We start from the raw sequence: 26,880 nt of genomic DNA on the forward strand, positions 1-26,880 counted from the left end.
ACCGCCGAGGACCGCCCGGGCACGACGGCGCGCGGCCGAGGACGGCCGGAAAAGAGGAGGCGCGTCGTGGCAGGCGGCACGGGGGAGAGGCCCCGCAAAGGGCCGCCGAGGACGACCGGGGACCGCCGGGCACGGCGGCGCGAGGCCCGGGACGGCGGCCGGAAGGAGAGGGCGCGCGGAGACAGGCGGCGCGCCCCGCCGGACCGGGGACCGGCGGGGCACGCCGCAGCGGCACCACGGCAGCGGCAGCGGCAGGCGCGGGCGCAGGCGCGGGCCCCCGGGCTCAGGCCGCGCGCACCGGCGCCGGCGCCGCCCGGGCCAGGCGCGTCAGCGCCAGCGGCTCGAAGATCCCCATCAGCACCGGGTCCACCGCCCGCACCGCCGCCGGCGCCGGCGCCGCCGGCACGGGGGAGCGCAGCATCGCCAGGTAGAGCTCCTGGGTCTCGGCGGCCGGGTCGATGCCCAGCTCCTCGGCCAGCACCTGGCGCAGCTGCTGGTAGCAGCGCAGCGCCTCCGCCCGGTTGCCGGAGGCGGCCAGCGCCTCCATCCGGCAGCGGTAGGCGCTCTCCCGGAACGGCGCCCGGCGCACCGCCTCGTCCGCCCAGCGCAGCGCGTGGTGCTCCTCGCCCAGCGCCGACGCCGCCAGGCTCGCGGTCTCCAACGCGCTGATGCGCAGCTCCTCCACGTGCTCGCGCACCCCCTGCGCCCACTCGCCCTCGTGGTCGGGCAGGAACGCCCCGCGCAGGTTCGCCAGCGCCCCCGCGGCCAGCTGCTGCGCCACCGCGTGGCCGCCCGCGGCCAGCGCCTCGCCGGCCTCGCCGACCGCCGAGGCCGCCGCCTCCAGGTCCACCGCCGCGTCCGCGGGCAGCCGCAGCACGTACCGCCCGCCCTGGGAGATCAGCGGGGTCGCACCGGGCCCCTGCCCCGGATCGGTGACGAACGCCCGCACCCGGCTCACCACGCTGCGCAGCGCGGAGGCCCAGGTGTCGGGCAGGCCGTCGGGCCAGATGGTGTCGGCCAGCTGGTCGCGGCTGGTGCCGCTGGAGCGCTCCAGCACCAGGCGGGCGAACGCCACCTGGGCCTGGGCGCTGGACAGGTGCTGCGGGGCGCCGTCCTCGTGCTCGACGGCCACCAGACCGGTCAGGCGGATCAGCATGCGCGGGCCCCCGATCTACCGGACGGACCGTCTTCCCTGAAGCCTTTCAACACGAGCTCCAACCCCCTCGAGCCAAAGCGGAAGTGACGGCCCGTTCCGGCCGTCGGCGTGGGAAATTGCGGATCGGAACAATAAACCGCCGACCAGCCGTTCGGTTTCGGCGGATTTCGACCATACATTCGCCGCATCGCGCGGTGTCAACACCGGTTGCGGAAACATACCCACCGGCCGGTCAATGCGTCGTGGACGCAAGGTTTCCGCACGTCAGAGCGTTCCCGCAGGCCAGGAAAGCGCCTATTGCGGACGCCTTGCGCATCCTGCCGTAGAAATGTAGCCATCCTTGAGCACCCCGCGTGAAGGCTTCGAGAAACACCCCGAGCCGCGAAAAGCCCCGAACAACCGCGAAACAGCCGCACGCAACCGCGAAACAGCCGCGAACAACCGTGAAAAGCCGTGAACACCGTGACGCCGTGAAGGAGAAACCCGTGAACGCCACCGGAGCATGGGACCGCCTGGAGCCGAAGCTCGCCGCAACGAACGCCCGCGTGGCCGCACTGGAGTCCGACCCCTCCCGGCGCAACAGCTTCGTCGCCTACACCATGGAACGCGACAGCGCCTACTGCGACCTCGACGGCGAGCGCCTGCTCATGATGTCCGGCTACAGCTACCTCGGCCTGGCCGGCGACGAACGCGTCGTGGCCGCCGCCAAGGCCGCCGTCGACGTCTACGGCACCGGCAACCACGGCGTGCGCGCCCTGGCCGGCACCATCCCCCTGCACGAGGAACTCGAAGCCGAGGTCGCCCGCTTCGCCGGCCGCGAACGCGCCCTGGTCTTCGGCTCCGGCTACGCCGCCAACGTCGGCACCGTCGGCGCCCTCGTCGGCCAGGGCGACACCGTCCTGATCGACAAGTACGACCACGCCTCCATCGTCGACGGCTGCCGCCTGTCCGGCGCCACCGTCACCCGCTTCCGCCACAACGACGTCGACCACCTCGAGCGCCGCCTCAAGGCCGCCGCCCCCACCGGCGTGCGCCTGGTCATCGTCGACAGCGTCTACTCCATGGACGGCGACATCGCCCCGCTGCCCGAACTGCGCGAGGTCTGCGACCGCTACGACGCCCTCCTCATGGTCGACGAGGCCCACGCCCTGGGCGTCATCGGCAAGACCGGCGGCGGCATCGAGGAGCACTTCGACCACAAGGTCCGCGTCGACGTCAAACTCGGCACCCTCTCCAAGGCCATCCCCTCCATGGGCGGCTGGATCGCCGGCAGCCACGACCTCATCGGCCACCTGCGCTACGCCGCCCGCCCGTTCCTGTTCTCCGCCGCCCTCGGCCCCGCCCAGACCGGCGCCGCCCTGGAGTCCCTGCGCATCCTGCGCCGCGAACCCGAGCGCGTCACCCACACCCAGACCCAGGCCCAGCGCCTGCGCACCCGCCTCAACGACGCCGGCATCTCCACCATGGACTCCACCACCGCCGTCCTGCCCGTCATCGCCGGCAGCGACGACGCCGCCTACGACTACGCCACCGCCTGCCGCAAGGCCGGCGTCATCGGCCTGCCCGTCGTCACCCCCGCCGTGCCCAACGACCTCGCCCGGCTGCGCATCGCCGTCACCGCCCGCCACACCGCCGCCGACATCGACTTCGCCGCCGAGGCGTTCCTGACCGCCGCCGCCCAGACCGGCCTGATCTGACCCGCCCGGCCCGCCCGATCCGGCCCGCCCCGCCCGCCTGATCCGGCCTGCCCGGACCAGCCCGCCCCGCCCCCGCCGCCACCGCCGGGCCGCCCGCGCGACCGCGCTAAGGAGACGAAGCCATGGCCCCCCACCACCGGCCGCCGATCGCCGTCACCGGCCTCGGCGTGGTCAGCCCCGCCGGCCACACCGTCGAGGACCTCTGGCGCACCGTCGCCTCCGGGCGCTCCACCGCCACCGCCCTCACCGACCCCGCCCTGGCCCGCCACCGGGTGCGCCTGGGCTGCAAGGTCACCGACCTGCCCGACAACGACCTCGTCCCCGCCAAGGACGCCCGCCGCCTCGACCCGTTCGCCCACTACGGCACCCTCGCCGCACTCGCCGCCCACGCCGACGCCGGACGCCCCGAACCCGAACCCGGGCGCAGCGCCATCGTGGTGGGCACCGCCGTGGGCGGACGCACCACCAGCGACCGCGAGTCCGCGCTGTACACCGAGCACGGGCCGCTGCGGGTCTCCCCGCTGATGCCGCTGGTCACCATGCCCAACGCGGCCGCCGCCCAGATCGCGATGCGCCTGCACTGGAACGGGCCCGCCCTGACCATCGCCACCACCTGCGCCTCCAGTGCGGACGCGATCGGCCACGGCGCCCTGCTGCTGGAGACCGGGCGCGCCGACGTGGTGATCGCCGGCGGCTGCGAGGCCACCCTCACCCCCGTCACCCTGGCCGCGTTCGGCAACCTCGGCGCGCACTCCCTGCGCAACGACGAACCCCGGCGCGCCTCACGGCCCTTCGACACCGACCGCGACGGCTTCGTGATGGGCGAGGGCGCCGGCTTCCTCGTCCTGGAACGCCTGGACGACGCCCGGGCCCGCGGCCGCACCCCGTACGCGCTGCTCGCCGGGTACGGCGCGAGCGCGGACGCCTACCACCTGTCCAACCCGCGCCCCGACGGCGCCGGCGCGGTGGCCGCGATGCGCGCCGCCCTCGCCGACGCGGCCCTCGCGCCCGGCGACATCGCCCACGTCAACGCCCACGGCACCTCCACCGTGCACAACGACCGGGCCGAGGCCGCCGCCCTGCGCGCCGTGTTCGGCCCCCACGGCGTGCCGGTCACCTCCACCAAGGGCGCCATCGGCCACCTGATCGGCGCCGCCGGCGCCGTCGAGCTGATCGCCGCCATCGAGGCCATGAACGCCCGCACCGTCCCTCCCACCGCCAACCACGAGAAGACCGAAGAGGGCCTGGACCTCGACGTCGTGCACACCGCGCCGCGCCCGGTGCGCGCCGGCGCGGCCCTGTCCAACTCGTTCGGCTTCGGCGGCCACAACACGACCCTGGTGGTGACCCCGCTATGACCGCACCCACGACCACACCCGCCGCACCCGCCGCACAAGCCGCCCCCGCCGGACAGGCCGAACAGGCCGCACAGGCCGTACCCGCCGTGACCGCGCCCGCCGGTCCGGTGTCGCGCACCCGCCTGCACGTCACCGACCGGGACCTGGCCGCCTACCGGGCCGCGGCCCGGGCCCGCCTGGGCGCCCCCGCCCGCGCCGGGGCCGGCCCCGCGCACCCCTTCGTCGCCGCCCACGCCCTCGCCCAGCACACCGTCGGCGCGCTGACCGCCGGCGACCACGGGTTCACCGGCGTGGTCCACCTCGCCCAGGAGATCCGCACCCACGCCCCGCTCACGGCGGGGGACGTCGACGTCGCCGTCGAGGTCGCCGCCGTGCGCCGCGAGGCCCGCGGCACCCGCCTGGCCCTGACCACCCGCCTCACCGACGCGGCCACCGGCGCCCCGCTCGCCGACCTCGCCACCGCCGCGCTCCTGCTGGGCGCCACCGGCGCCCAGCCGTACGGCGCCCTGCCGCCGGCCGCCCACCCCGGCTCCGTGCCCGACGGCCCGCCCCTGGTCCTCACCCACGTGCTGGACGCCGGCGACACCCGCGCCTACGCCCACGCCTCCGGCGACCTCAACCCCATCCACCTCGACGACGACGCCGCCCGCGCGGCCGGCTTCCCCGGCGTCATCGCCCACGGCATGCACCTCGTCGCCCTGGCCGCCGAGGAGATCACCGACCGCCACGCCGGCGGCGACCCCGCCCGCGTCACCGCGCTCGGCGCCCGCTTCGCCGCCCCCACCCGCCCCGGCACCGAACTGCGCCTGACCCTCCAGCCCCACGACCGGGGCACCGTGGTGCGCTTCACCATCGCCACCGAGGCCGGCACCGCCGTCAAGGCCGGCTGGGCGCGCATCGCACCGGCGGGGGAGTGAACGCCATGACCACCACCCCCAGCAGCGCCCCGTTCGGCCGCCCCGTCCAGGACACCGCGCTGCCGCCGCTCGCCCTGCCCGACGCGTTCACCGCCCACGCCCGCACCCGCCCCGACGCCCCCGCCCTGCTCTGGCACGACCAGAGCGTCAGCTACCGGGAGCTCGCCGAGGCCGCCGACGCCGAACGCGCCCGCCTGAACGCCCTCGACCTGGCACCGGGCGAACCGGTGGGCCTGTACGCCGTCAAGTCACCCGCCGCGGTCGCCCTGGTGCTGGCCTGCCTGATGGAGCGCCGCCCCTTCCTGCTGCCCTCCCCGCAGCTCGCCCCCGCCCTGCTGGCCGCGCTCTTCGCCCAGGCCGGCGCGCGGCGCCTGCTCGCCCCCCTGGGCCAGGACGCCCCCCGGCTGCCCGCCCTGCCCCACCCCGCCCCGGTGCCCACCCTCGCGGCCGGCACCTCCTTCATGCTCACCACCTCCGGCTCCACCGACCTGCCCAAGATCGTCCCCCTCGCGCAGGGCGCCGTCGACCGCTTCACCGCCTGGGCCCACGACACCTTCGACCTCGGCCCCGGCCGCACCGTCGCCAACTACGCGCCCCTCAACTTCGACCTCGCCCTGCTCGACGTGTGGGCGACCCTCGCCGCCGGCGGCACCTGCCTGCTCATCGACCCCGCCCACGCCCTCAACGCCCGCCACCTGCTCGCCCAGCTCAAGCGCCACCGCCCCCACGTCCTGCAGGCCGTCCCCCTCGCCTACGCCCTGCTCGTCCAGGCCGCCGGAACCGCCCACGTCCTGGACAGCGTCGAGCACGCCGCGTTCACCGGCGACGCCATCGACGCCCGCACCCTCGCCGCCCTGCCCGCCCTGCTGCCCGGCGCCGAGCTGTACAACATCTACGGCTGCACCGAGACCAACGACAGCTTCCTGCACCGCCTGGACCGCCTGGACGCCGCCGCCGCCCTGCCGGTGCCCATCGGCACCCCGCTGCCCGGCGTGCGCACCCTGGTCGCCACCGCCGACGGCACCCCCCTGGACGGCCCCGGCAGCGGCGAACTCTACGTCTCCACCCCCTTCCAGGCCGCCGGCTACCTCGACCGCTCCCGCGACACCGGACGCTTCACCACCCAGCCCGAAGGCGCCGGCGAAGGCCGCCGCTGGTTCCGCACCGGCGACCTCGTCACCCGCGACGAGGCCGGACGCGTCCACCTCACCGGCCGCGCCGACTTCCAGGTCAAGGTCCGCGGCGTCGCCGTCAACACCGCCGAGATCGAACGCGTCCTGCTCGCCCACCCCGACGTGCGCGAAGCCGCCGTCGCCGCCGCCAGCGACCCGCTCACCGGCAAACGCCTGCACGCCGCCGTCCAGCGCACCCCCGGCTCCACCCTCAACAGCCTCGTCCTGCGCGAGCACCTGGCCCGCAACCTGCCACGCGCCGCCGTCCCCGAGAAGCTCGCCATCCACGACGCCCCCCTGCCCAAGACCGCCACCGGCAAGGTCGACCGCAAGGCCGTCCTGCCCGCCCCGTAACACCCCGCACCACCCGACCAGCCATCCAATCAGCGGCCACCAGGCCACCGACGCAAGGGAGTTGCCGACATGAGCAACATCGCCCAGATCAAGCGGTTCCTCATCGACGAGTTCCTGCCCGACATCACCCCCGACCAGCTCGCCGACGACCACGACCTGCTCTCCGACGGCGTCATCGACAGCCTCGGCGTCCTCAAACTCATCGCCTGGGTCGAGGACCACTTCACCCTCCCCGTCGACGACACCGACCTCGACCCCAACAACTTCCGCTCCGTGGCCGCCATCGACGCCTTCATCACCGAACGCCGCACCACCGCCGCCACCGCGGCCGGCGTCACCGTGGGCGGCTGACAGCCATGCACCAGGCCCTCACCGCGCTCCTCGCCGCCCGCCCCGTCGACCTGGCGGCCTGGCGCTCGTGGTGGGACCAGCTCGAACACCGCACCCTGGGCCCGGCCGACAGCGACCGGGCCCAGGCAGCGGCCCTGCTGGCCGCCCTCACCACCCGCCTGCCCGACCCCGACACCCTCACCGCCCTGCACACCTCGCTCACCGAACGCACCCCCGACCCCGGCCCCGCCCACCCCGGCAGCGTCAACATCGTCGGCACCGGCGGCGGACCCGCCACCTTCAACCTCTCCACCGCCGCCGCCCTCACCGCCGCCGCCATCGGCATCCCCGTCGTCAAGACCGGCTCCCGCGCCTACACCAGCGCCGCCGGCTCCGTCGACCTCCTCGAACGCCTCGGCATCACCCTCACCTCCAGCCACACCGCCACCGCCGACCACCTCGCCCGCCACAACATCGCCTTCGCCGGCCCCCACGTCTACCCGCCCGCCCTCACCCGCCTCGCCCGCACCCTCTACCCGCTCACCCTCAAACCCTTCGGCGCGTTCCTCAACACCCTCGGCCCCCTGCTCGCCACCGTCCCCGTCACCGCCCAGCTCACCGGCACCGCCACCCCCACCGCCCTCGCCGCCCTGCGCCCCCTGGCCGCCAACACCACCACCCGCACCGTGTGGCTCGCCCACAACAGCGCCGGAGCCGACGAACTCCTGCCCTTCGCCGACAACACCCTCCACACCCCCGACGGCGACATCCACCTGCCCGCCGGCGCCGTCGCCCCCGCCGAAGGCACCCTCGCCGACCTCGCCCCCCACCCCCACGACCTCACCGGCCACTTCCTACGCGCCCTCGCCGGCCGCGCCGGAACCACCGCCACCCACACCATCGCCCTCAACGCCGCCGCCCTCGCCCTCGCCTCCGGCCGCCACACCCGCTGGCACACCGCCTACACCACCGCCCTGGACGCCCTCGCCGACGGCGCCCCCCACGCCCTGGCCACGCGCCTGGCCACCCGCCCCAGGGAGACCGCCGGTGTCTGACCCCCTCTTCCCCCGCGACGACCTGGGCCTGGCGCTCTTCCTCAACGCCGGCGACCCCGCCGGCCGCCTCACCGACCTCGCGCTCATGCTCGACGACCAGCGCGTCGACGTCCTCGAACTCGCCGTCCCCTTCCCCGACTCGCCCACCGACGGCCCCGTCATCCGCCGCTCCGCCACCCGCGCCCTGGCGGCCGGCACCACCCTGGACACCGTCCTCGCCGAACTCGCCGACCTCACCCCCCGCCTGACCCACCTCAAGGTCGCCCTGCTCGCCGACTGGAGCCACAGCCTGCGCCACCGCGACCCCACCGCCACCGCCACCGCCATCCGCGACGCCGGAGCCCGCGCCCTGCTCGTCCACGCCCTGCCCCCGCGCCTGCGCCCCGCCTGGCAGCACGCCCTGCACCACACCGGCCTGCCCCAGGTCACCACCTGCTACCCCGCCTCCACCCCCGAGGTCCTCACCGCCGCCGCCCACGGCGCCACCGACGCCTACGTCTACCTCGTCGCCCACTACGGCCGCTCCGGCACCACCCCCGCACACGGCCACCGCGCCCTCGCCGACACCGTCACCGCGCTGCGCACCGCCGCCCCCGCGACCCCCGTCGCCGTCGGCTTCGGCGTCAAGGCCGCCGCCGACCTGGCCGCCGTCGCCGCCGCCGGAGCCGACGCCGCGATCGTCGGCTCCGCCGCCGTCGCCCGCGTCGAGCACGCGCTGACCGAACGCCTCGACCCCGTCGACGAGTTGCGCGCCTACCTCACCGACCTCCGCCCCCGCCCCGCCCTCCCGGAGCGGCCCGGCGGACCCCGCACCACCCCACGCACCACCCCCGGCACCACCCCCGGCACCACCGGCACCCGCACCACACCCGCCGGCACCACGACCCGAGAGGAACAACCCGCATGCTGATCCGCGACCTGGCCGACGTGAAGACCGTCGAGTGGGGCAACGGCCTGTCCCGCCGCTTCCTGGTGGAGAGCGACGGCCTCGGCTACAGCCTCACCGACACCGTCGTCAACGCCGGCACCAAGTCCCGCCTGGAGTACCGCAACCACCTCGAGGCCTGCTACTGCATCGCCGGCTCCGGCGAGGTCATCGACATGGACGGCACCTCCCACCCCATCACCCCCGGACGCCTCTACGCCCTCGACGAGCACGACGCCCACTACCTCGTCGCCAGCCCCGAGGAGGACCTGCGCCTGGTGTGCGTCTTCTCCCCGGCCCTGCGCGGCGACGAGGTCCACCAGCTCGACGCCCACTCCTCCTCCGCCTACTAGAGGCACCAGAGGCACCCCGCGCCCCCACCGGGGCCCGCCGCCCCCGCACCCCCGGGGGCCCGGGCCCCCGGGACGGGCCCCAGGAACCGACGTGAGCCGGCGCCACCGGGCGCCGGCCTGCCACCCCGCGCCCCGCACCGGCGGCCCGGGAGGAAGGCGGCACATCCCATGATCCGCTGGAACGCCGACCAGACGGCCCTACGCGAGGGCCTGGCCCGCTTCGGCGACGACCTCAGCGCCGGCCACATCGAAGGCGACGAACAGGCCGCCTTCTCCCACGACAAGTGGCGCATGATCCAGAAGACCGGCATCCTCTCCCTGCCCTTCGAGGAACGCTACGGCGGCCTGGGCCAGTCCCTGCTCACCACCATGTACGTCCTCGAAGGCCTCGGCCACACCTGCCGCGACGGCGGCCTCAACTTCTCCGTCACCACCTCCATGGCCTCCACCGGCGTCCCCCTGCAGGCCTTCGGCTCACCCGCCCTCAAGGACGCCTACCTGCCCCGCATCGCCTCCGGCGAGGCCATCGGCGCCCACGCCATCACCGAGTCCGAGTCCGGCTCCGACGCCATGCAGATGCGCACCCGCGCCGTACGCGACGGCGACCACTTCGTCCTCAACGGCGCCAAGACCTTCGTCTCCAACGGCCCCGTCGCCGACGTCGTCGTCGTCTACGCCCGCACCCACCCCCAGGGCGGCGCCCTCGGCGTCACCGCCTTCCTCGTCGACGCCGACACCCCCGGCCTGACCACCGGAAACCCCATCAAGAAGATGGGCCTGCGCACCTCCCCGCTCTCCGAGCTCTACTTCGACGACGTCCGCGTCCCCGCCGACCGCGTCCTGGGCCGCGTCGGCGGCGGCTTCCTCGTCCTCGACCACGTCATGAAACGCGAGATCCTCTACACCTTCATCGTCAACACCGGCGAGATGCAGCACCGCCTCACCCGCTGCCTGGACTACGCCAAGACCCGCATGTCCTTCGGCAAGCCCATCGGCTCCTACCAGTCGGTCGCCAACAAGATCGTCGACACCAAGATCCGCCTCGAAACCGCCCGCAAGTGGCTGTACGACACCGCCCAGCGCCTGGAGGCCGGCGACAACGTCACCGTCGACATGGCCATCGCCAAACTCCTCACCAGCGAATCCAACCTCGCCACCTCGCTGGCCGCCGTCCAGGTCTTCGGCGGCAACGGCTACATGTCCGAGTACGGACTGGAGAAGGACGTGCGCAACGCGGTCGCCGGCACCATCTACTCCGGCAGCAACGAGATCCAGTACAACCGCATCGCCGCCATGCTCGGACTCGGCAAATGACCGCCCCCGCCCTCCTGGCCCCCCGGCGCGCCGGCCACCTCAAGGTCTGCGGCGCCCGCACCCGCGCCGACCTCGCCCTCCTCGCCGACACCGGCCCCACCCTGGTGGGCCTGTGGCACGGCGTCCCCGGCGGCCCCGCCGACCTCGAAGCCGACCGCCTCGCCGACCTCGCCGCCACCGCCATCCGCCTGGGCCTGGAACCCGTCCTCGTCACCTTCCTCGACGACGCCCGAAAGATCGCCGCCCTCGCCCGCGCCACCGGCATCCGCTGGATCCAGCTCCACGCCTACCAGAGCCCCGCCCTCGTCGCCGACCTGCGCGAACAGCTCCCGTACGCCGTCCTCGTCAAAGTCCTCCACCTCTCCCGCGGCCGCTGCCTGGAACGCGCCTTCACCGGCGCCTTCGAACGCGCCGGATGCGACCTGTTCCTCCTGGACACCGTCACCGACGACGGCCGCGTCGGCTCCACCGGCCAGGCCCTGGACCCCGCCCACGTCCACGCCCTGCTGCCCCGCCTCACCATCCCCTTCCTCCTCGCCGGCGGCCTCAACACCACCAACCGCGACACCTACCGCACCGTCACCGACCACCCCCTGTACGCCGGCGCCGACATCGACACCGCCGCCCGCGACCGCACCGGCCGCTTCACCCACGAAGCCGTCACCGCCCTCACCCGCGCCTGGCACCCGCGCCTCCAGGAGACCCCCGCATGAGCCCGAGCTTCATCGACGCCCTGCTGGCCGCCCCCCGCCCCCTGGTCATGGAGGTCAAACTCCGCGACCCCCACGGCGCCGACCTCCTGGGCCCCCGCACCGTCACCGACCTCGTCACCCGCTACGAACAGGCCGGCGCCCCCTGCCTGTCCGTCGTCACCGGCCGCTGGTTCGGCGGCACCCCCCGCCTCCTGCGCGAGGTCACCGCCGCCACCCAACTCCCCGTCCTCCAGAAGGACTTCCTCACCCGCCCCGCCCAACTCGAAGCCGCCCGAGCCCTCGGCGCCTCCGCCGTCCTGCTCACCGCCGCCCTGCTGCCCGCCACCTCCCTCACCCGCCTCGTCACCACCGCCCTCGACCTCGGCCTGACCCCCTTCGTCGAGATCACCGAGGAACGCGAACTCGACACCCTGCCCCGCATCGCCGAATGCGTCGTCGCCGTCAACAACAAGGACATCCGCACCCGCGAACGCGACCGCGGCGACCTCGGCCGCAGCCTGCGCCTGCTACCCGCCCTACGCGCCGCCGGCTGCCGCGCCCCCGTCTCCGCCTCCGCCATCACCGACCCCCACGACGCCGCCCGCCTCCTCGACGCCGGCTACGCCGCCCTGCTCATCGGCACCTCCCTGATGCGCACCGGCGACCTCACCGGCTGGCTCGCCGACCTCGACGCCGCCAGAGCGGGGGTCGCCGCGTGAAGAACGACCTGCGCACCCGCTCCCTGGTCCTGGACGCCGCCGGCATCCCCGTCTCCGCCCTGGTCGCCGAACCCGAACACCACGCCCCCAAGGCCGTCGTCCTCGCCATCCACGGCCGCGGCATGCGCGCCGCCTACTTCGCCGGCCCCGCCCACCCCGACACCAGCCTGCTCACCCTCGCCGCCGACCTCGGCTACACCGTCCTCGCCGTCGACCGCCCCGGCCACGGCGCCTCCGCCCACCGCCTGCCGCACGGCCAGCTCATCGCCGACCAGGCCGCCACCCTCCACGCCGCCCTCACCGACTACGCCCGCGCCCACCCCACCGGCGCCGGCGTCCAACTCCTCGCCCACTCCTTCGGCGGCAAAATCGCCCTCCAACTCGCCGCCCACTGGCCCGACGACCCCCGCCTGCCCCTGCTCGGCTGCGACATCTCCGGCCTCGCCCAGCACTACGCCCCCGGCGCCTGGGACCGCCCCGACGACCTCGCCGGCGGCGGCCGCCTCAACTGGGGCCCCCTCCACCTCTACCCGCCCGGCACCTTCCACGCCGCCCGCACCCTGCTCACCCCCGTCCCCGCCCTCGAATCCCGCGAACTGGCCACCTGGCCCGCCCGCTACAACGCCCTCGCCGCCCGCGTACGCGTCCCCGTACGCCTCACCCTCGCCGACCACGAGCACTGGTGGCGCCTGGACCCGGCCCACCGCGCCGCCCTGACCGCCGCCTTCCCCGACGGCCTCGCCCACCTGGCCACCGCCCGCCGCGCCGGCCACAACCTCTCCCTGGGCCACGCCGCCCGCCCCTACCACCTGCGCGCCCTCGCCTTCACCGACGACTGCCTCACCCGCCCCGCCCCCGCCCCCGGCGCGGCCGCACCCGCCGCCGCACCCGCCGCCGCGGCCCCCGGGCCCCTCCTCACGGCCGTCTGACGGCCCCACAGACCATCTGGCGCGGGTGGAAGGGCCCCGCCGCCCCCTCGGGCAAGGGGCGGCGGGGCCCGGCCCCCCACCGGCGGGAATCCCCGCCCGCCCGGCACGGTTGCCACCGATGGCCCACGAACGGACCCCCGTTCCACCCGGGCCCACGACGCACCGTCACGAGAGGGGCAGCACATGAGGATCGGCGACATCGAGGTCCTGGCGGTCATGGACGGAGAAGGCACCGAGACCGCCGCCGAGATCCTCACCCGCCCCGGCACCGACGACCCCTGGGCCTGCCACCAGCACCACCGCGACCCCGACGGCACCCTCCACCTGCCCCTCGGCGGCTTCCTGGTCCGCAGCGGCGCACGCACCGTCCTCGTCGACGCCGGCGTCGGCCCCCACGACCACGGCCGCTACCACGGCGGCGCCCTGCTCGACTCCCTCGCCGCCCACGGTGTCACCCCCGCCGACGTCACCGACGTGCTCTTCACCCACCTGCACTTCGACCACGTCGGCTGGGCCGCCGTCGACGACCGCCCCGTCTTCCCGAACGCCGTCTACCGCGCCCACCGCGCCGACTGGCAGCACTTCGTCACCGGCCCCGCCGCCACCCCCGAAGCCGTCGCCAAACTCACCCCCGTCGAAGACCGACTCGAACTCTTCGACACCGACTTCACCATCGCCCCCGGCATCGACGCCCTCCACCTGCCCGGCCACACCCCCGGCACCACCGCCTACGTCCTGTCCTCCGGCGCACGCCGCGCCCTGCTGCTCGGCGACATCGCCCACTCCGTCGTCCAGTTCAGCGAACGCGACTGGCAGGTGATCTGGGACCTCGACCCCGCCGCCGCCTCCGCCGTCCGCAACCGCATCGCCGACGAAGCCGCCGACACCGACGACCTCCTCGTCGCCGCCCACTTCCCCGGCATGCGCTTCGGCCGCATCCTCACCGCCGACGGCCTCCGCCGCTTCGTCGCCGTCTGACACACCACCCGCCCCGCGCGCCGCCGCCACGCCCCGCCCGCCCCGCACCGAGACGCGCGCCGGTCGCGGCCGGGCGGGCACCGGCCCCGTAAGGTACCGGCATGTCGGTTGTGATCGCGGGCGGCCACGGTAGGGTCGCACTCCTGACGACCCGTCTCCTCACCACCCGGGGCCTACCGGTCACCGGAATCATCCGGCGCCCCGAACAAGCCGCCACCGTACGCGCCGCCGGCGCCCAACCCGCCGTCACCGACCTGGCCCACGCCACCCCCCACCACCTCGCACACCTGCTCACCGGCGCCCAGGCGGTGCTCTTCGCCGCCGGCGCCGGCCGCGGCAACGCCCCCGGACAGGCCGACCCCGTCGACCACGACGCCGCCCTCACCCTCGCCGACGCCACCCAACTCGCCGGAGTACGACGCTTCGTCATGCTCTCCACCATGGGCGCCGACCCCGCCATCCACTACCCGCCCGACCCCCTCGTCGAGACCTTCCTCCAGGCCAAGGGCAGAGCCGACCAGGACCTGCTCTCCCGCCCCGCCCTCGACTGCACCGTGCTGCGCCCCGCCTGGTTCCGCGACGGGCCCGGCACCGGCCGGGTCCACCTCGCCGAACACACCGGCCCCGGCGAGATCGACCGGGCCGACGTCGCGGCCGTCCTCGCGGACCTGCTCACCACACCCGCCACGGCCCCGCGCGTCCTGGAACTCGTCTCCGGCACCGTCCCCGTCCACGAGGCCGTCGCACGCACCGCCCTGCGCCTCGTCGCCGACCACTGAGCCACCCGGCCCGCTAGCGACGGCGCCGGCGCCGGTCGCTGCGCTGCGCCGCCCAGGCCAGCGCCAGCCCCACCGCGCCGAGTGCGGCGGCGATCCCCAGCGGCGCGGTGTACCCGGCCCCGGCGGACAGGGCCGCGCCCGCCAGCAGGGGGCCGCCCGCGTTGCCGATGTTGAAGGCGGAGATGTTCGCGGCCGAGGCGAGGTTGTCCGCGCCGCTCGCCCGCGCCAGCACCCGGGCCTGCAACGGCGGGATGACCGCCCCGCCGGCCAGGCCGAACAGCAGGAAGACGGCCGCCACGGCGGCCCGGCTGTGCACGGCGGCGAGCAGCAGCAGCGGAACGGCCGTCACCCCGGCCAGCGCCGCGTACAGCGCGGCCGCCGGCGCCCGGTCCGCCAGCCGGCCCGCCAGCGGGGTGCCGACCACCATGCCCACGCCGACCAGCATCAGCACCACCGGCACCGCGCCGGACCCGAAGCCCGTGACCTCGGTCAGCAGCGGCGAGACGTAGGTGAGGACGGTCAGGAAGGGCGCCCAGCCGAAGGCCGTCGCCGCCAGGGCCAGCCACACCCCCGCACGCCGGAACACCCGCAGCTCGGCCCGCAGCCCGGCCCGCGGGGCCGCCGGCCCGTGCGGCAGCAGGACGGCCAGCGCGACCAGCAGCACCACGCCCAGCGCGGTCACCGCCCAGAACGTGGCCCGCCAGCCCAGCGCCTGCCCGAGCGCGGTACCGCCGGGCACCCCGAGCACGTTGGCGAGGCCGAGCCCCGTGAACACGGCGGCGATCGCGCCGGCCCTGCGCCGCGCGGGCACCAGCGAGGTCGCCACCGCGGAGGCGATCCCCACGTACGCCCCGCCGGCCAGCGCGGACAGCACCCGCCCCGCCAGCAGCGCGCCGAAGCCCGGCGCGAGCGCGGTGACCAGGCCGGCCGCGATGAACAGGCCGACCAGGTACAGCAGCATCCGCCGGCGGGCGACGCGGACCCCGAGCGCGGTCAGCAGGGGAGCCCCCACGACCATGCCCACCGCGTACCCGGACACCAGCACCCCCGCCGTCGGCAGGGACACCCCCGTGTCCTCGGCGATCCGCGGCAGCAGCCCGGCGACCACCACCTCGGCGGAGCCCACCGCGAACGCGCCGAGGGCGAGCGCGAACAGGGCGGCACCGGCCGGAAGTTCAGGCGCACGGGCGTTGGTGGGGGAGGGGGCGGACGCGGGGCAGGGGGCGCGGCGCGCCGAGAGATCGCTGGTCATGGCACCAGCCTGGCCGCCGCCGCCCCGCGGATCAGCCCCCGAACGCGCAACGACCGGTAAGCCAGGCTTACCGGTCCCGGCCCGCCGCCCCCACCGCCCCCACCGCCGCCGCCGGGGGCTCCGCCCACTCCCGGTTCCACCCCCGGGCCCGCTCCACCGCGACCGCCGCGAACGCCCGCACCCGCGCACTGTCCCCGCCCGCCCGCCACACCAGCCCGTACTCGAGCGGCTCGGCGTCCACGAACGGCACGAACACCACCCCCGGCGGCGCCGAGTGCGCCGCCACGTCCGCCCCCACCGGCGAGATGCCCTGCCCCGCCCCGACCATCGCCAGGGTCTCCGCCAGCGTCGCCGCCGACCGCCCGCGCTCCACCACCCGCCCCCCGGGCGTCACGGACGGCGCCAACCACTCCTGCCAGTACCCGGGGACGTGCCCCGTGCAGGCGAACACCCGGTCCCGCGCCAGGTCCTCCACCCCGACCGACTCCCGCCTGGCCAGCACGTGGTTGGCCGGCACCGCCAGCATCTGCGGCACCCGCAGCACCACCGGGCCCCGTACGAGGTCCTCCTCCTCCACCGGGAACTGGGTGACCAGCACCTGCGCCCCGCCGCCGCGCAGCGGCTCGAACATGGACGCCACCTGCGTCTCGTGGATGCGCACGTCGATGCCCGGGTGCCGGCGGGCGAAGGCGCCGATCACCTCCATCACGAACTCCCCGGCCGCACCGCCGAGGTAGCCGACCGTGAGCACCCCCTCGACGCCCCGGGCCGCGGCCCGCGCCCGCTCCAGCCCGTCCCCGATCCGCCGGTACGCCGGGCCGACGTCCTCCAGCAGCCGCCGCCCCAGCTCCGTCAGCCGCACCCGCCGACTGGTCCGCTCGAACAGCGGCGCGCCCACCCGGCGCTCCAGCCGCTGGATCGTCTGGCTCACCCGCGCCCTGGAGACCCCCAGCCGTTCGGCCGTCCGCCCGAAGTGCAACTCCTCGGCCAGGACCACGAAACCCTCGATCTCCAGTCGCTCCCACACCCGCCCGATGCTACGCCCGGCCCCCGGCCGTCCCCCTGGGCCGTACCGGCCGGGGGCCCGGTGCGGGTCAGGGCCGGGGGCAGAACTCGGCCTCCAGCTCGGAGGTGAACACCGCGATCGGCCAACTGCCGTTGGTCCAGTCGCCGTTGATGTTGGTGGTGAGCAGGTGGCCGCCGTCGCGGGTGCCGAAGGTGTAGGTCCAGGAGCCGTTGATGGCGCCGCCCATGCCCCAGAGGGTCGGTCCGCAGTCCAGGGTGACGGAGCCGACGCCGAGGCCGTACGCGGCGTTCGGGATCCACGCGCCGGGCGGTGTGGGGACCGTCGTGAACAACTCCCGCTGCTGGGCGGGCGGCAGCAGCCGTCCGCCCAGCAGCGCGGCGAAGAAGGTGTCGAGGTCGCGGGCGGTGGAGACCATGTCGCCGGCGGCGTAGCCCCAGGAGGGGCTGAGCTCGGTCACGTCGTGGACGGGGGCGGTGGGGGAGGGGTCGCCCAGGCGGGAGTAGGCGCGTGCGTGCGGGCCGCGCAGGGCGGTGTCGTCGGGCCCGGGGGTGTAGGTGCCGCTCAGGCCGAGCGGGGTGATGACGCGCTGGTCGACCTGCTCGGCCAGGCTGGTCCCGGTGGCCCGTTCGACGATCAGCCCGGCGAGGACGTAGCCGGTGTCGGAGTACGTCCAGCCGGCGCCGGGGGCGAAGTCCGGGCGGTTGGCGGTGCCGGTGCGGACGAGCTGTTCGGGCGTGTAGTCGTCGAAGCGGTGGAGCAGGAAGCCGGTGCCCTCGTTCTCGGCGCGGACCTTCGCGTCCATCGCGTAGTTGTAGACCCCGCTCGTCATGCCGAGCAGCTGCCGGACGGTGATCCGGTCCGGCTCGTAGCCGGGCCCGTCGACGAGGCCGGGCAGCCACCGCTCCACGCTGTCGTCCAGGTCCAGCCGGCCCTCGGCGGCGAGTTGGAGGACGACGGTGGCGACGAAGGTCTTGGTGGTGCTGCCGATGCGGAACCGCTCCTGGGCGTGGCGGGGGCGCCCGGTGGCCAGGTCGGCGACGCCCGCGGTGCCGAACCAGGCGCGGTGCCCGTCGCGCACCTCGGCGACGATGCCGGGCACGCCGCCCTCGGTCACGGCGCGCTCCAGGACCCGCTGGACGCCGGGGTGCCCGTCCCGGGCGTCCGGGGTCGCGGGCGCCGGCGCGGCGGTGGCGGTGCCGCCCGCGACCAGGGCGGCGGTCAGGGCGGCGGTCAGGGCGGTGGCGGTCAGCGCGGTGGCGCGCCTGGTGATTCCCATGCTGGTGTTCCCCCTCGGCGTGGTGTTCGTGGCCTGGGAAGAAACTAGGAGCCGCTTCACGGTCGGGTCAACGTCAACTCCATTGCCGTGCACGGTCTGTGCAGGTGGGAGCGGGGACATCCTTGCAATGGTCGTGCCGACGAATGCAACAGCTGCCTGCGTTCCATTGCAACAGTCGCCGGGGGCGGCCGATACTGGGCCGACCGAGTCCGACCGAGGAGGGGCGGGGACGGATGCCCGGAGCCAGACTGACCCAGCAGGAGCGCCACCGGATCGCCACCGGGCTGGCCGAGGGGTGGGGGTACGGCGAGATCGCCCGGCAGCTCGGGCGGCCGACGTCGACCGTCACCCGGGAGATCGCCCGCAACGGCGGCCCGTCCGGCTACCGCGCCGACCGGGCGCAGCGGGCCACCGTCCAGCGCTCCCGGCGCGGGCGCGCGGCGGCCGGCCGGGAGGCGGTGCCGGAGCCGGCGGTGCCCGGGCGCGACACGGAGGAGGTCCGCCAGTTCGGTGACCGGCTGGCCGAGTTCCTGGCGCTCGGCGGCATGCCCCGGATGACGGCGCGGGTGCTGGTCTGCCTCCAGCTCACCGAGGACGGCGCCCTGACGGCGGGTGAGCTGGTGCGGCGCCTGCGGGTCAGCCCGGCGTCCGTCTCGAAGGCGGTCGGCTACCTGGAGGTCCAGGCCCTGGTCCGCCGGGAGCGCGACGGGCGCAACCGCCGCGAGCGGTACGTCATCGACGACGACGTCTGGCACCGCGCGCTGCTGGCCAGTGCCGAGCGCAACGCGGTGCTCGCCGGGATCACCCGCCACGGCGCCGAACTGCTCGGCCCGGCCACCGCGGCCGGAGCCCGGATGGACGGCGCGGCCGCGCTGCTGGACCGGATCGGCCAGGACATCGTCCGCGGCATCCGGCAGTGGCACGAGGAGAGCCGGCGCGGCCGGGAGAACGCCGGGGCGGGCGCCGCCTCCCCGCCGTGAGCGGTCTCCCGGCCCCGGCCGGGAGCGGCCGGGTGGTGCGGGTCATCCGGCCGCGGTCGCGGGGCCCGTCGGGTGGGCGTGGTCGAGGAAGGCGCGGACCTGGTGGGCGAAGGCGTCGGGGGCGTCCGCGTAGAGCCAGTGCCCGCTGTGCGGGATCTCCGCCAGGCGGGTGTTCGGGCGTTCGCGGGCCATCCGGCGGGCGGTGGCGGGGGTGAGGAGGAAGCTGTCGGCGGCCCGCAGGAGCAGGGCGGGCTGGGCGGAGGCGTTCCAGACGGCCGTGAAGTCGCCGGTGAGGGCGGTCTGGGAGGCCGTCATGTCGGCGGTGTCGAAGAGGAAGCCCCAGCCGTCGGGGAACTCGGCGGCGCTGTCCATGAAGTAGCCGGCCGGGACGCCGCGTTCCTCCAGCGCCCGGGCCAGGGCGCGGCGGGTCGGGGCCCGGCGGGGCCAGCCGGACACGTCCAGGACGGGGCTGGTCTCGGGCTCCCGGTTGAGCGTCGTCATGTCGGCGACCACGAGGGCTGCCACGAGGTCGGGGCGCCGGTGGGCGAGGTGGAAGGCGACCGCGCCGCCCATCGAGTGCCCCAGGACGGCGGCCGGTGCCGGGCCGAGCGCCTCCAGGAACGCCGCCGCGTCGGCCGCGTAGGTGTCCGGGGTGAACTCGCCCCCGTTGTCGGACAGTCCGTGCCCGCGCTGGTCGAGGGCGAGGACCCGGTAGCGGCCGGCGAGCGCGGCGGCCAGCGGCGCGAAGATCCGGCCCCGCCCGAAGTGCCCGTGCAGGGCGAGCACGGCCGGTCCGGGGCCGCCGAAGTCCAGGTAGGCGAACCGGCGTCCGCCGAGCCGGACGAACGACTCGGCGGGCCGGTCCGCGGGTCCGTCCGTCATCCCGTACGCCCCCTTCTCGCGAAGTGCCGTGTGCGGCAGGGGAAACCTATCCCGGGCGGCGCGGACGGCGGTGGGCCCGCTCCGGGGGGGCGGTCGGGGGGCGGGGCGGTCAGGTGTAGAGGGCGGCGGCGCGGCGGGTCGCCTCGGCCAGGCGGGAGCGCAGCTCGGGCGGGTGGAGGACCTCGGCCTCCGGGCCCAGGCGCAGCAGTTCGAGGTAGCCGATGTCCCAGCTCTCGACCGGCAGGGTCGCGGTGACCCAGCCGTCGGCGTCCGCCGGGCCCGCGGTGGCGAGGGCGTCGGCGGCGGCGGTCGGCTCCAGCAGGGCGGCGAGGTTCTCGACGGCGAACGGGCTCAGCCGCACCACCGCCCGCTCGCGCAGCATGGCGCGGGTGAACTCCCGGGCCGCCGCGGCCCAGTAGTCGGCGAGGTCGAACTCCGGGTCGCGCTCGAACCGTTCGTCGCCGGCCTCGGCGCTCTCGAAGCGGTCGACGCGGTACGAGCCGACCCGGCCGGAGGTGCCGCGCGCCGCGAGGTACCAGTGCCCGGCCTTCAGGACCAGGCCGTACGGTTCCAGCCGCCGCTCCCGGGTGCCGGAGCGAGCCGCGTAGCGGGCGTGCAGGACGCGGTCCTCCCACACGGCGCGCGACACCTCGGCGAGCAGCGCGGGGGTCGGGGCGTCGCGGAACCAGGCCGGCGCGTCGAGGTGGAAGCGCCGGGCCGCGGCCGCGGGGGCGTCGCCCAGGGCGGCGGCGACCTTCAGCCGGGCGGCGAGGGCCTGCCCGGCCAGGCCCATGTCGCGCAGCGGGCCCGGCAGCCCGGCCAGGTGCAGGACCTCGGCCTCGGCGCGTTCGAGGCCGGTGAGGCGGGTGCGGTAGCCGTCGACGAGCCGGTAGCCGCCGCCGCGGCCGCGCTCCGCGTACACCGGCACCCCGGCCTCCACCAGCGCGGCGACGTCGCGCTGCACGGTGCGCTCGGAGACCTCCAGCTCGGCCGAGAGCTCCGTGGCGGTCATCGTCCGCCGGCTCTGCAGGAGCAGCAGCAGCGCGATGGCCCGGCTCGCCCGCACGTCGCCCCTTCCGTCGCCTGCCTGGTGTCGCCCGGTGGGCCCGCCCGCGTGTGCGGTGGCCCGGCTCCATTGTCGCCGGGCCCGGTGCGGGCGGGGTCAGGCCTCGTCGGCGGCCGCGTCGAGCTTGGCGGGGTCGGGGGCGAACGCGGTCATCCACTGCGGGTGCAGTCGGTAGTAGACGACGTCGTTGTCCCAGTCGAAGGCGTCGGGGCCGTAGAAGTCCCGGAAGTAGGCGAGCAGTTCCGGCCAGTCGGCGGCCGGCTCGCCGCCGTGCGGGTTGAGGACTTCCGCGGTGCCGTGGGTGAACACGCCCAGGTCCTCCCCGCGCAGGTGCGCGGCGCTGACGGCGGGCCGGGCGGCGAGGTGCCGGGCCTTGGCGGCGCCGCGCGCGGTGCCGAAGTGCCACATGCCGTGCAGGAAGTGCCCGTCCACGCCGCTGATCCGCGGCTCGCCCTTCGCCGTCACCGTGGACAGCGCGAGCGTGCACATGCCGGTGAGCACACCGGTGAGCCGGTCGGCGGTGAGCGAGCGCTCGCTGTTGATGATCGACCGCAGGTGCGCGGTGGAGCGGGCGAGCGAGGCGTCGAGGAGGGCCTGGAGCCGGTGGAGCTCGTCGGGTGTTTCACGCATGGGGGGTCCTTGTCTGTCCGTCGTCCCGGCCCGTGCCACCACGACACCGACCGGCGCCCCCTACTGTCCCCGCGAAACCCGACACCTTCTGTCGTGATTTCCCGCGGTGTCCTGCGGTTTTCCACGCGCCCGGCCGGCGGTGGGGGAGTGGGAAGTCGGCCGGGCCGGCGTTCCACTCCCCGGGGCTCCGCGGTGGCAGCCGTCAGCCGTCGGCCGCCTGCCGTGCGGGGGTCAGGGCCAGAGGCACTGCGACTGCGGGTCGAAGCAGGTGAGGCCCATCGCGGACGCCACCTTCGCGATGTGGACGCTGGCCTCCTCCACCATGCTCCAGCGGATCGGAAAATAGATCAGCGGGCCGCTCGCCTCCCCGATCAGCGGGCCGGTCGACCACGGCGAGGTGTCGTCCTCGTCCTCGGCGAGGTCGGGCCACCGCTCCAGCAGCGCGGCCACGAAGGCCGCGATCCGCTCGGTCGGCGGAAGGTTCTCCTCGTCCGTGCCGAGGTACCGCTCGTACAGGTCGTCGAAGCACCGGCCCGCCGCGGCGTCGTCCGCGGGGCGCTCGCCCTCCCAGACCGCAAGGTCGTAACTCATGGGCGCAGCCTGCCACCCGGCACCGACAACCGCCCCGGAGCCCGTACGCGCAGGCCCGGCCTGCCAGGGGCCGCCGCCGTGGGGGAGTGGGAAGTCGGCGGGGCCGACTTTCCACTCCCGGCGGCTCCCCGGTTCCCCGGGGCGGCTGCTCCGTGCGGCCGTCAGCCGGCCGGCTGTGCCCGCTCCAGGGCTTCCCGCAGCCGCCTGACCTCGTCGACCAGTCGTGGCACGTCCTGGCGGGCGGCGGCGATGAAGTCGAGGTCCGCGTCCGTCGCGGGGTCCGGTCCCGTCCGGGTGCGGCCGTCGGTGGTCCGGGTCAGGTGGAACTCGTCGTCCCGCGGCGCGTCGGGGCGCAGTTGGACGAAGCTCGCGCCGCCGATCCCCTGGCGGGTCTCCAGCCGGGCGACCCACGGCCCCGGTGTCGCGGCGCCGGCGCGCAGCTCGATCGCGGACAGTTCTTCCTCGGACAACGGCTCGTCGGACGGCATGCCCGGATCCTGCCCCCGGTCCTCCGGGCCTGTCCAGGGCCACCCGGGCTGCCTTGAGCGGGGTGGCCCCGTCTGTTCAGTCCCGCCGGTTCGCCGGCCGGGCCTCGACCCACTGCGGTATCCGCGCCGGTGCCAGGAACTTCTCGTTGAGCACCAGCATCCACGCCAGCGCGATCATGCAGACGATCGGGATCGCGAGCAGCAGCACGATGAAGACGATCGGGTGCGCGTGGCTGAACGCGTCGCTGTTGATCCCGAAGAGCGTCACGGGACCGGCGATGACGAGGGGCGCCACCAGCCAGCAGAACAGGTAGGTGCGGATCACCTCGCTCATGCGCAGTTCGGCCCGGCCCAGGAACACGTACTGCGTGGTGCTCGTCGAGGAGCCGTGCCGCCCGGAGACGTCGACCGTCTCGCCCTCCTTGACGTAGTAGCGTCCCAGCGGCCGGATCGGCAGCATCAGCATGGTGAACCAGTGGGTGGCGAAGCAGGCTCCCTGGGAGTCCGGCCGCGTCTTGCCCAGCATCGTCCGCCCGAACCCGTTGACCGTGCCCAAGCGCGGTGCCGTGCGCATCGGCATGACCCTGTCCGACATCTGCCCCCCATCCCGGCGACAACCGTTGTGATCCGATCAGCATGCCAGCGCCGTACGACACCCTCCCGGCGGGGTCGCAACACCTCCATCGGATCTCCCCGGTGACGGACGATCACCTCCCGCCGCCCGGCGGAGCGGGAAGTCGGCGGGGCCGACTTCCCGCGCGCGGGCGGCCCGCCGAAAGGGGCGGGCCAGGGGGCGCGCAGCCAGTAGACAGGGCGCGCGGTCAGCGGAGGGGGCGCGCTGGCGGAGAGGGCTCCGCGCTCTCGACGGATAGCTCTTACTGAGAGCTAAAATGAGGATATGACCGCGACAGGGCCCGAAACGCTCGACGTCGCGCTGGCGGACGAGTTCTCCACCCTCCTCGTCGGCATCCAGCGCCTGGTCCGCCGCCGCCTGCGGCAGACGACGGACGAACCCCGCCTGCGCGGCGCCCAGGTCGAACTGCTGCGCCTGGTGATGGACAGCCCCGGACTGCGCGTCTCCGAGGCCGCCGAGGAGCTGTGCCTGGCCGGCAACTCCGTGTCCACCCTCGTCAACCAGCTCGTCGCCCGGAACCTGCTGCGCCGCGAGAGCGACCCCGCCGACCGGCGCGCCGCCCTCCTGCACGCCACCCCGGAGGCCGTCGAACGCATCGAGGCCTGGCGCCGGCGCCGCCGCGCGCTGATGGGCGACATCGTCGCCGGCCTGCCGCCGCGCGAGCGCGAGGCCCTGGCCGCCGCCCTGCCCGCCCTGCGGCAGGTCGCCGAGGGCCTGCGCACCCCGCCGGGGGAGGAGGAACGATGACCACCGAGGACACCCGGGGCACCGGGACCACCGAGGACACCAGGGAGGCCGCGGACGCGGTGGCCTGCCGGGGCCTGGAGTACACCTTCCGCCACGGCCGCGGGAAGGCCACCCGGGCCGTCGACCGGATCGACCTCACCGTCCGCACCGGCGAGGTGTTCGGCCTGCTCGGCCCCAACGGCGCCGGCAAGACCACCACCATCCGCGCGATCACCACCCTGCTGCCCGTCGGCGCCGGCATGGTCCGCGTCTTCGGCCACGACGCCACCCGCCACCCCATGCAGGTGCGCCGCCTGCTCGGCTACGTCCCCCAGCAGCTGTCCGCCGACGCCGGGCTGACCGGACGCGAGAACGTCGCCCTGTTCGCCCGCGTCTTCGACGTCCCGCGCCGCGAACGCGCCGCCCGCGTCGACCAGGCGCTGGCCGCCGTCGACCTCACCGAGGCCGCCGAACGCATGGCCGCCACCTACTCCGGCGGCATGGTGCGCCGCCTCGAACTCGCCCAGGCCCTGGTCAGCGCCCCGCGCCTGCTCGTCCTGGACGAACCCACCATCGGCCTGGACCCGATCGCCCGCACCGGCGTGTGGGAACGCGTCGACGCCGTACGCGCCGCCACCGGCATGACCGTCCTGGTCACCACCCACTACATGGACGAGGCCGACCGCCACTGCGACCGCATCGCCCTCATGGACCGCGGCCGCGTCCGCGCGCTCGGCACACCCGCCGAACTCAAGGACCAGGTACGGCGCACCGACCCGGCCCAGGCCGCGCCCAGCCTCGACGACGTCTTCCGCCACTTCGCCGGCCGGCAGCTGGCCGACGCCACCGAAGGAGACTTCAGCGATGTCCGCCGTACCCGCCGCACCGCAGGCCGCGTCGGCTGAACCCCCCGCCCCCCGCCCCGCCGCCGGCCCCGACCTCTCCCTGCTGCTGGTGCCCCCGCGCGCCCGCACCGGCTGGCGCCTGGTGCCCGCCCGCATCGGCGCGATGTGCGCCGTCGAACTGCAGAAGCTGCGCCACGACCGCACCGAGCTCTACACCCGGGCCGTCCAGCCCGCCCTGTGGCTGCTGATCTTCGGCGAGACCTTCACCCGCCTCAAGGCCATCCCCACCGGCGGCATCCCGTACCTGGACTACCTCGCGCCCGGCATCATCGCCCAGTCCGCGATGTTCATCGCGATCTTCTACGGCATCATGATCATCTGGGAGCGGGACTCCGGCGTCCTCACCAAACTGCTCGTCACCCCCACCCCGCGCGCCGCCCTCGTCACCGGCAAGGCCTTCGCCGCCGGGGTGAAGGCACTCCTGCAAGCCGTCGTGGTCGTACTGATCGCCGCCGCCCTCGGCGTCGCCATGACCTGGAACCCGCTGCGACTGCTCGGCGTCGTGGCCGTCGTCCTGCTCGGCTCGGCGTTCTTCTCCTGCCTGTCGATGGCCATCGCCGGCATCGTCCTCACCCGCGACCGCCTGATGGGCATCGGCCAGGCCATCACCATGCCGCTGTTCTTCGGCTCCAACGCCCTCTACCCCGTCGACCTGATGCCCGGCTGGCTCCAGGCCGTCAGCAAGGCCAACCCGCTCAGCTACCAGGTCGACGCCCTGCGCGGCCTGCTCATCGGCACCCCCTCCCACCTGCCCCTGGACTTCGCCGTCCTCGCCCTCGCCACCGTGGCCGGCATCGCCGCCGCCTCCGCCCTGCTCAGGCGCCTGGCGCGCTAGCCGACGCCGTCACCGCCCTGCGGAAAAACGCGGTGACAGGCGGGGCGCCGCCCCGGGAGACTGCCTTCCAGCAAGCCGACGACCGGAGGGCGGGGTACCAGTGGCACTGGCGAGGAAGGGCGCGCGGCGCATCGTCGTCGACGGCGAGGAGTACCGCTGGCGCGTGACCCGCCAACACTGGTGCTGCGACTACGAGGGCACCACCCTCGGCTACGCCGCCGAGCACGCCACGCACCCCGGAACGACACTCGTCGTGGACGCCGGCCGCCCCACCCTCCGCACCCCCGGGGCGGTGGCGACGGACCTCGTCCTGCCACGCGAAGTCGCCGCGGGCATCCGCACCGCCCGGGCGAACGGCTGGACACCCGCCACCCCCGGCCCGCCCCTCACCCTGCACCTGTCCGCCGCCTGACCGGGAAGGAACGACACGACCCCATGACCCACGCCTTCCCCCAGACGGTGCTCCACACCCCGCGCCTGACCCTGCGCCCCTTCACCGCCGACGACACCGACGACACCCGCGCCGCCTGCGCCGACGACCTCACCCAGCACTGGCTGCCGCTGCCCCGCCCCTACACCCGCGAGGACGCCCACACCTGGTGCACCCGCACCGCCCACGACCTGCGCACCACCGGCGACGGCATCCACTTCGCCGTCACCGAGCGTATGAACGGGCGCCTGGCCGCCACCGTCGGCCTGAAGAAGACCGACTGGCGCTCCCGCAGCTCCGAAGCCGGCTACTGGGTCGCACCTCGGGGCCTGTCTTCGAACTCGCGTCTGCGGGCCGACGCCGGGGCACGCACCTCGCCGCGTTGTCGTCGGTCGCCAATGCTCCGCAGTGGCTCCCTCCTCCGCCTTGC

30 protein-coding genes are annotated in these 26,880 nt (G+C 75.3%); 20 read left to right on the forward strand and 10 right to left on the reverse strand.

What is annotated here, in order from left to right; all coding sequences use genetic code 11:
* Positions 1-283: 283 nt before the first annotated feature.
* Positions 284-1,156 carry an AfsR/SARP family transcriptional regulator gene (locus tag ACWDD9_RS38840; RefSeq protein ID WP_049659476.1) on the reverse strand — a complete coding sequence of 291 codons (873 nt, stop codon included), beginning with the start codon at positions 1,154-1,156 and terminating at the stop codon, positions 284-286.
* A gap of 485 nt (positions 1,157-1,641) precedes the next feature.
* On the opposite strand from ACWDD9_RS38840, the gene ACWDD9_RS38845 reads away from it, so the two are divergent.
* The 14 genes from ACWDD9_RS38845 (at position 1,642) to ACWDD9_RS38910 (ending at position 14,728) form a co-directional block, all read left to right on the forward strand.
* Positions 1,642-2,853, forward strand: a complete 1,212-nt coding sequence (locus ACWDD9_RS38845) for an aminotransferase class I/II-fold pyridoxal phosphate-dependent enzyme (RefSeq protein ID WP_049659474.1) — start codon at positions 1,642-1,644, stop codon at positions 2,851-2,853.
* Between the two features lie 122 nt (positions 2,854-2,975).
* Positions 2,976-4,211: a beta-ketoacyl-[acyl-carrier-protein] synthase family protein gene (locus ACWDD9_RS38850; RefSeq protein ID WP_449814208.1), complete on the forward strand. Its 1,236-nt coding sequence runs from the start codon at positions 2,976-2,978 to the stop codon at positions 4,209-4,211.
* Positions 4,208-5,128 carry a MaoC family dehydratase gene (locus ACWDD9_RS38855; protein WP_449814209.1) on the forward strand — a complete coding sequence of 307 codons (921 nt, stop codon included), beginning with the start codon at positions 4,208-4,210 and terminating at the stop codon, positions 5,126-5,128. The genes ACWDD9_RS38850 and ACWDD9_RS38855 overlap by 4 nt, the downstream gene beginning before the upstream one ends.
* 5 nt (positions 5,129-5,133) lie before the next feature.
* Entirely contained in the window at positions 5,134-6,654 is a 1,521-nt protein-coding gene (locus ACWDD9_RS38860; protein WP_449814210.1) for an AMP-binding protein, read from the forward strand.
* 69 nt (positions 6,655-6,723) lie between these two features.
* Positions 6,724-7,005, forward strand: coding sequence for an acyl carrier protein (locus tag ACWDD9_RS38865; protein ID WP_049656700.1), 282 nt, complete (start codon positions 6,724-6,726; stop codon positions 7,003-7,005).
* A 5-nt stretch (positions 7,006-7,010) separates the two neighbouring features.
* Positions 7,011-8,039, forward strand: coding sequence for a hypothetical protein (locus ACWDD9_RS38870; RefSeq protein ID WP_049656702.1), 1,029 nt, complete (start codon positions 7,011-7,013; stop codon positions 8,037-8,039).
* Positions 8,032-8,949, forward strand: coding sequence for a tryptophan synthase subunit alpha (trpA, locus tag ACWDD9_RS38875; protein WP_449814211.1), 918 nt, complete (start codon positions 8,032-8,034; stop codon positions 8,947-8,949). Before ACWDD9_RS38870 ends, trpA begins: the two co-directional genes overlap by 8 nt.
* The gene (locus ACWDD9_RS38880) at positions 8,943-9,317 is read left to right on the forward strand and encodes an ectoine synthase (RefSeq protein ID WP_049656703.1); all 375 of its coding nucleotides are present in this window, start codon (positions 8,943-8,945) and stop codon (positions 9,315-9,317) included. The genes trpA and ACWDD9_RS38880 overlap by 7 nt, the downstream gene beginning before the upstream one ends.
* A 168-nt stretch (positions 9,318-9,485) precedes the next feature.
* Positions 9,486-10,631, forward strand: a complete 1,146-nt coding sequence (locus ACWDD9_RS38885; protein WP_049656704.1) for an acyl-CoA dehydrogenase family protein — start codon at positions 9,486-9,488, stop codon at positions 10,629-10,631.
* A complete protein-coding gene (locus ACWDD9_RS38890) occupies positions 10,628-11,344 on the forward strand; it encodes a phosphoribosylanthranilate isomerase (RefSeq protein ID WP_074006269.1) in 717 nt (238 codons plus the stop codon). The genes ACWDD9_RS38885 and ACWDD9_RS38890 overlap by 4 nt, the downstream gene beginning before the upstream one ends.
* Entirely contained in the window at positions 11,341-12,042 is a 702-nt protein-coding gene (locus tag ACWDD9_RS38895; RefSeq protein ID WP_049656707.1) for a beta/alpha barrel domain-containing protein, read from the forward strand. Before ACWDD9_RS38890 ends, ACWDD9_RS38895 begins: the two co-directional genes overlap by 4 nt.
* The gene (locus tag ACWDD9_RS38900) at positions 12,039-12,971 is read left to right on the forward strand and encodes an alpha/beta hydrolase (RefSeq protein ID WP_449814212.1); all 933 of its coding nucleotides are present in this window, start codon (positions 12,039-12,041) and stop codon (positions 12,969-12,971) included. The genes ACWDD9_RS38895 and ACWDD9_RS38900 overlap by 4 nt, the downstream gene beginning before the upstream one ends.
* 183 nt (positions 12,972-13,154) lie before the next feature.
* A complete protein-coding gene (locus ACWDD9_RS38905) occupies positions 13,155-13,949 on the forward strand; it encodes an MBL fold metallo-hydrolase (RefSeq protein WP_449814213.1) in 795 nt (264 codons plus the stop codon).
* 101 nt (positions 13,950-14,050) lie between these two features.
* Positions 14,051-14,728, forward strand: coding sequence for an NAD(P)H-binding protein (locus ACWDD9_RS38910; protein ID WP_074006272.1), 678 nt, complete (start codon positions 14,051-14,053; stop codon positions 14,726-14,728).
* Between the two features lie 13 nt (positions 14,729-14,741).
* Here ACWDD9_RS38910 and ACWDD9_RS38915 read toward each other — a convergent pair whose 3' ends face one another.
* The 3 genes from ACWDD9_RS38915 to ACWDD9_RS38925 all read right to left on the reverse strand — a co-directional run bounded on the left by ACWDD9_RS38915 (position 14,742) and on the right by ACWDD9_RS38925 (position 18,283).
* On the reverse strand, positions 14,742-15,980 hold the full coding sequence (locus tag ACWDD9_RS38915) for an MFS transporter (RefSeq protein ID WP_449814214.1): 1,239 nt from the start codon (positions 15,978-15,980) through the stop codon (positions 14,742-14,744).
* Between the two features lie 67 nt (positions 15,981-16,047).
* Positions 16,048-17,007 carry a LysR family transcriptional regulator gene (locus tag ACWDD9_RS38920; RefSeq protein ID WP_449814215.1) on the reverse strand — a complete coding sequence of 320 codons (960 nt, stop codon included), beginning with the start codon at positions 17,005-17,007 and terminating at the stop codon, positions 16,048-16,050.
* Positions 17,008-17,074: 67 nt separating this feature from the next.
* A complete protein-coding gene (locus ACWDD9_RS38925; RefSeq protein WP_449814216.1) occupies positions 17,075-18,283 on the reverse strand; it encodes a serine hydrolase domain-containing protein in 1,209 nt (402 codons plus the stop codon).
* A gap of 233 nt (positions 18,284-18,516) precedes the next feature.
* Here ACWDD9_RS38925 and ACWDD9_RS38930 point away from each other — a divergent pair, with 233 nt between their 5' ends.
* Positions 18,517-19,263, forward strand: a complete 747-nt coding sequence (locus ACWDD9_RS38930; RefSeq protein ID WP_449814217.1) for a MarR family transcriptional regulator — start codon at positions 18,517-18,519, stop codon at positions 19,261-19,263.
* A gap of 42 nt (positions 19,264-19,305) precedes the next feature.
* Here the strand turns inward: ACWDD9_RS38930 and ACWDD9_RS38935 are convergent, their stop codons facing one another.
* The 6 genes from ACWDD9_RS38935 to ACWDD9_RS38960 all read right to left on the reverse strand — a co-directional run bounded on the left by ACWDD9_RS38935 (position 19,306) and on the right by ACWDD9_RS38960 (position 23,494).
* On the reverse strand, positions 19,306-20,145 hold the full coding sequence (locus ACWDD9_RS38935; RefSeq protein ID WP_449814218.1) for an alpha/beta fold hydrolase: 840 nt from the start codon (positions 20,143-20,145) through the stop codon (positions 19,306-19,308).
* A gap of 109 nt (positions 20,146-20,254) precedes the next feature.
* On the reverse strand, positions 20,255-21,211 hold the full coding sequence (locus ACWDD9_RS38940) for a helix-turn-helix transcriptional regulator (RefSeq protein ID WP_449814219.1): 957 nt from the start codon (positions 21,209-21,211) through the stop codon (positions 20,255-20,257).
* A 96-nt stretch (positions 21,212-21,307) separates the two neighbouring features.
* The gene (locus tag ACWDD9_RS38945; RefSeq protein WP_449814220.1) at positions 21,308-21,841 is read right to left on the reverse strand and encodes a pyridoxamine 5'-phosphate oxidase family protein; all 534 of its coding nucleotides are present in this window, start codon (positions 21,839-21,841) and stop codon (positions 21,308-21,310) included.
* A 231-nt stretch (positions 21,842-22,072) separates the two neighbouring features.
* Entirely contained in the window at positions 22,073-22,432 is a 360-nt protein-coding gene (locus ACWDD9_RS38950; RefSeq protein ID WP_387820714.1) for a hypothetical protein, read from the reverse strand.
* A 161-nt stretch (positions 22,433-22,593) separates the two neighbouring features.
* Positions 22,594-22,920: a hypothetical protein gene (locus ACWDD9_RS38955; RefSeq protein ID WP_117485396.1), complete on the reverse strand. Its 327-nt coding sequence runs from the start codon at positions 22,918-22,920 to the stop codon at positions 22,594-22,596.
* Positions 22,921-22,996: 76 nt separating this feature from the next.
* Positions 22,997-23,494 (reverse strand): hypothetical protein, encoded by a 498-nt coding sequence (locus ACWDD9_RS38960; RefSeq protein ID WP_449814221.1) that lies wholly within the window; start codon positions 23,492-23,494, stop codon positions 22,997-22,999.
* Positions 23,495-23,818: 324 nt separating this feature from the next.
* On the opposite strand from ACWDD9_RS38960, the gene ACWDD9_RS38965 reads away from it, so the two are divergent.
* From ACWDD9_RS38965 to ACWDD9_RS38985, 5 genes are all read left to right on the forward strand, one after another.
* Complete coding sequence (locus ACWDD9_RS38965) at positions 23,819-24,301, forward strand: MarR family winged helix-turn-helix transcriptional regulator (RefSeq protein WP_380781814.1); 483 nt, start codon at positions 23,819-23,821, stop codon at positions 24,299-24,301.
* Positions 24,298-25,185, forward strand: a complete 888-nt coding sequence (locus tag ACWDD9_RS38970; RefSeq protein ID WP_449814222.1) for an ABC transporter ATP-binding protein — start codon at positions 24,298-24,300, stop codon at positions 25,183-25,185. The genes ACWDD9_RS38965 and ACWDD9_RS38970 overlap by 4 nt, the downstream gene beginning before the upstream one ends.
* Positions 25,145-26,020 (forward strand): ABC transporter permease, encoded by an 876-nt coding sequence (locus tag ACWDD9_RS38975; RefSeq protein ID WP_380781811.1) that lies wholly within the window; start codon positions 25,145-25,147, stop codon positions 26,018-26,020. Before ACWDD9_RS38970 ends, ACWDD9_RS38975 begins: the two co-directional genes overlap by 41 nt.
* Positions 26,021-26,120: 100 nt before the next feature.
* Positions 26,121-26,432 carry a hypothetical protein gene (locus tag ACWDD9_RS38980; protein ID WP_449814223.1) on the forward strand — a complete coding sequence of 104 codons (312 nt, stop codon included), beginning with the start codon at positions 26,121-26,123 and terminating at the stop codon, positions 26,430-26,432.
* A gap of 23 nt (positions 26,433-26,455) precedes the next feature.
* A partial coding sequence (locus ACWDD9_RS38985; protein ID WP_449814224.1) for a GNAT family N-acetyltransferase occupies positions 26,456-26,880 on the forward strand: 425 nt, incomplete at its 3' end.

The organism is Kitasatospora sp. NPDC001119 (genome assembly GCF_053598475.1).